This is a genomic window from Bradyrhizobium yuanmingense (genome assembly GCF_029167105.1).
Classification (GTDB): Bacteria; Pseudomonadota; Alphaproteobacteria; order Rhizobiales; family Xanthobacteraceae; genus Bradyrhizobium; species Bradyrhizobium yuanmingense_A.
Map to the genome: position 1 here is coordinate 1 of NZ_JARFML010000091.1, position 3,994 is coordinate 3,994.

Annotated in this window: 4 protein-coding genes and 1 pseudogene; 2 read left to right on the forward strand and 3 right to left on the reverse strand. The window is 55.8% G+C overall.

What is annotated here, in order from left to right; translation table 11 throughout:
• Positions 1–299 (forward strand): annotated as a pseudogene (locus P0R31_RS40410) (transposase); the annotation flags it as partial.
• Between the two features lie 229 nt (positions 300–528).
• Entirely contained in the window at positions 529–696 is a 168-nt protein-coding gene (locus P0R31_RS40415) for a hypothetical protein (RefSeq protein ID WP_275521165.1), read from the forward strand.
• Between the two features lie 43 nt (positions 697–739).
• Here the strand turns inward: P0R31_RS40415 and P0R31_RS40420 are convergent, their stop codons facing one another.
• The 3 genes from P0R31_RS40420 to P0R31_RS40430 form a co-directional block, all read right to left on the reverse strand.
• The gene (locus P0R31_RS40420) at positions 740–1,885 is read right to left on the reverse strand and encodes an ABC transporter substrate-binding protein (protein ID WP_275521167.1); all 1,146 of its coding nucleotides are present in this window, start codon (positions 1,883–1,885) and stop codon (positions 740–742) included.
• Positions 1,886–2,307: 422 nt separating this feature from the next.
• Positions 2,308–2,781 carry an acyl-CoA thioesterase gene (locus P0R31_RS40425; protein WP_275521169.1) on the reverse strand — a complete coding sequence of 158 codons (474 nt, stop codon included), beginning with the start codon at positions 2,779–2,781 and terminating at the stop codon, positions 2,308–2,310.
• 42 nt (positions 2,782–2,823) lie between these two features.
• Positions 2,824–3,570, reverse strand: a complete 747-nt coding sequence (locus tag P0R31_RS40430) for an SDR family NAD(P)-dependent oxidoreductase (RefSeq protein WP_275521171.1) — start codon at positions 3,568–3,570, stop codon at positions 2,824–2,826.
• Positions 3,571–3,994: the final 424 nt, after the last annotated feature.

Genomic DNA, 3,994 nt, shown 5'->3' on the forward strand with positions numbered 1-3,994 from the left:
CTTCACGTCATCCTCGACAATCTCAACACTCATAAAAAGAACGAGGGCTGGCTCAAGGCCCATCCCAACGTGCAATTTCATTTCACGCCGACAAGTGCGTCATGGCTCAATCAGGTCAAGTATGGTTCGATCTTACAGGGGCAGTCGCTCAGCGGCACTTCGTTCACAAGCCTCAAGCAGCTTCAGGAACACATCGATGCCTACGTCAACCCATACAACGACAGAGCCGAACCCTTTGTCTGGACCAAGAAAAAGTCCGTCAACGCCGCTTCAAAGGTCGCCGTATCACTCAGCTCTGATTCCGGGTACTAGTGCGTGCGGTCGACAGCTCCGTCACCGCGCCAATCCTTGATCTTGTGAAGCTGGATCTCGACATTGGAGCGCGCCCGGAGCGGCCGCCCTGCGATCCGTCCTACCGTTTGAGGCTGTATTTATACGATTGTGTCAACCAGACTAGGTCATCGCGCCAGCTGGGTGCTATCTGGAGCTGATCTGGCTGTTGAAGAACTTGAAGCCGGGTATGGGACGATGGCCAATTTGCGCAAGAAGAACTGGGCAGCGCTGAAAACTGCGAACCGCAGTTTCGTGCTGTCATTTCGCGAAATCGAGCTGATCGGAGGCATCGTTGTTGCGTCGACGGAGCCTTGTTTCACGGCAATGGCAGCAACGAAAGCATCTTCACGCAACGGAAGCTGATCAAACAGATCGCCGCCTCAGACGACCGTCGGTAGCGTGGATATTATTGTGCCCGCCATGACAGCCAACGCTCCTGTAAGTATTCCGTGTTGGTCTTGCCGTCCGGGCGTTTCTCCAAAAACCAAGGAACGTCGAACCGGACTACCTTCGCCGCGTTGTCGGGACTTATACTGATCAGTGGCACCAGATCGGGTGGCAGGTACTTTAGCTGATTTAGGTTCGGGCCGGGAAAGGCGGTCCCTTGCGTAAAGGCCGCCGCCACTTCGGCCCGATTGACAAATGCGATGAATTTCTGTGCATTTGCGCTGTTCGGCCCGCCCTTTACAACGATCCAGTAGTTATCGTTTACATAAGCGCCGTCCCACACAAGACGAATCGGCGCCCCTTTCCTGATAGCCGCCAGGGCCCGGCCATCATACGAACTCGTCAGTGCGTATTCACCGTTGATGAGCAACTGTATCGGCTCTCCCCCAGCCGTCCACCACTTGGTGATATGCGGCTTAATCTGATCGAGCTTCTTCAGCGCCCGATCGACCTTATCATCAGTCAGTCGCCAGGGCCCCTTCTGTGTAAAGCCATCGGCGATCAGCGCAAACGCTAAATCAGAATTGGTAGAGTTGGCTGAGAGCCCCCTCGGTCCTGGGAATTCCTTGACATTCCAGAAGTCTGCCCAGTTCTTTGGGCCGCCCTTCGGGAAAGCACGGTCACCATAAAGCAGGAGATTTGCGTTTTGGAATGCAACGACAGCGTCCTTAAGACGAGCAGATTCCGGCACTCCTTTAAGCGCCTCGTCCTCCCATAGACTGTAGTCGATTGGCGTAAACGCGCCGGCCTGCTGCAGATCCAGGTAGGCTGGCCAAAAAGCGTTGACAATAGCAATATCCCAGTCGACCCGTCCAGCTTCGATCATAGCCTTGATCTGAGGCTCCGCATTATCCGCTGTCACATCGACAACCCTGATGCCCGTCGCCCTGGTAAAGGGGTCAGAGACAGACTTACGCAAGTTTTCCGTAAACGAGCCGCCATAACTGTAAACGACCACTTCGCCAGCGCCGGCGAGTTTTTCCTTCCCGAAGGCTGCGGTGGCTTTGGCAACAAACGGTGCACTCAACAGCGCTGCCGACGCTTGAAGAATTATGCGTCGGCTCATGCGACGGTAGGAAAGCTTATGAGGCACCTGCTCTGACAACGATTTCCTCCTTATTTGGAAGCTCACGCTTTGTCGTGAACCGCTCCAGCCGGGCGCATCTTCCTCGAACTCACTGGAATGGTAGCTTCTCGACCGAGCGGATTCCATCGATTGTCGGCGCCGCGACGATGAAATTCAGCATCTTCCCCTCAGCAACAGATCGGCTTTAAGCAAGGAGAATCGGCAATAAGTTGAGAGCAAGAGGAAGCTCCGCCAAGGCCCTGATTCCCTCGATTGCCGATGCCGCGCCTCAATCGCTGCAACGCGCGATCTCTGCCGCGGGCCCAGCGGGCACTCGCTGGGCCGCAGCACGGAATCGCGCATTGCCACAGATCCGATCGAGCGTACGCTCGACGCTACAAGATCAACCACTTGCCCGTAGTCTTCTTAAGAGCTCCGTATTTGCTCATCGCAATGTGGCTTCACCCCACATTGCGATCGATTCGCCGGATGCAGCCCTTGAGATGAGAGGTGATCGGCGACTTAGACCCGGTCGCATCTATGAAGACACACACGGCGTCCCCCCTCCCGATAAGATTGCCGTGCCACACCGCGTACTCCTGCACCCAGCTTGTTGTCCCGATCTTCGATGTTCTCGCGGTGACGAATACACGATCGCCAAGCTGCAGGCCACGTTCGAAGTTGAACGAGAGTGACCGCACGACAAGAGTATGCTTAGAGATATCTGGCCAATGTCCGGTAATATCATAGAAGTATCGTATCCGAACGTCCTCGCACCACTTCAAAAAGGTCAGATTGTTGACGTGGGAGTTGCTGTCGACATCCGACCAGCCCGTCTCCCGCACCATGCCGAAGTTCCAGTCGCCGTCGATGCCAAAGATTCGACGGGCTGTCGGGGACAGTTCGTTACATGGCCTTTCCAGAGAGACCGTCATTTACATCCTTGCCTGGAATCCAACCGTTGAAGATCTTGTGACCTACAGGTAGCCGTTGGCCGTCCAGCCACCGTCTATTGTTATGGTCTGCCCGGTAATGAAGGACGAGCGTTCCGAAGCGACGAATGCGACTAACTCCGCGATTTCGGTTGCGTTTGCTAGTCGTCGTAGCGGCGTTCGCCTGAGCAGTGCACTTTCGTCGAGCTTGCCCTCGGCAACGAGGCTTTTCACAAGTTCGGTCTTCACGTAGCCCGGCGCAATCGTGTTGACCCTTATGTTGTGATCCGCCCACTCCAGGGCCAACACTCGAGAAAGCATGTCGACTCCGCTCTTGGTCACGCAATATCCCGCCCGCCGTAGCCCCGCGACGCTGCCAAACATCGAGCCTATGTTGATGATGTTGCCACCGCCCTGCGGGATCATGTGCTTTGCAGCCTCCCGTGAGCACAGAAAGGTGCCGGTGAGGTTCACTGCAATCGCCTGCTTCCAAGTAGCAAGAGTGAGGTCCAGTGCCGGCGCATTGCACGAAATGCCCGCGCTGTTGACGAGCACGTCGATGCGCCCAAGTTCCTGAGCGATGCTCTTTATGGCTTCCTGGACGTCGCGCTCCTCCGTGACCGATCCACAGCAAATGGACGAGTGGGTAGCGACGCAAGCTGATGCGCGATCTAATGCCGCTCGATCTAAGTCGATCAGGCCGATGGCGTAGCCATCCAATGCCAGTCTTTGGGCAATGGCCAAGCCAATACCGGAAGCCGATCCGGTGACGACGGCAACTTTATTGGACATCGATATCGCTTCCTCTGCATGGCTCAAGGGCACGTTCCACCCCCGATGCGAGACTCCATGACGCTAAGCCATTCGGTCGCCCCGAGCCGGCGACGAACTGGCTGGGGTTCGTTTTGGATGAATGACGCCTCGGCCACTGACATTCCTTCAGACCAATAGCCGATAAGGATTTTCTATAGTTTCGCGCAATATAGCTAACCATTCCGATCCATTGAGACGATCACTAGTCGAGCGTTTCCTTGGTTCGAATCATATCAGGCGGCCTCGGCGAGTTTATAGGACCAGGTGTGGATGACCGGATGGCGGTTCACGTCGTCGATGCCGGCCATGATGCGTTGCTTCAGCTCGTGTTTTGATGTCACCCGGATGTGGCGCAACACCGAGCGAGCAAATTTGGAGAAGAAGCCCTCGATCAGGTTGAGCC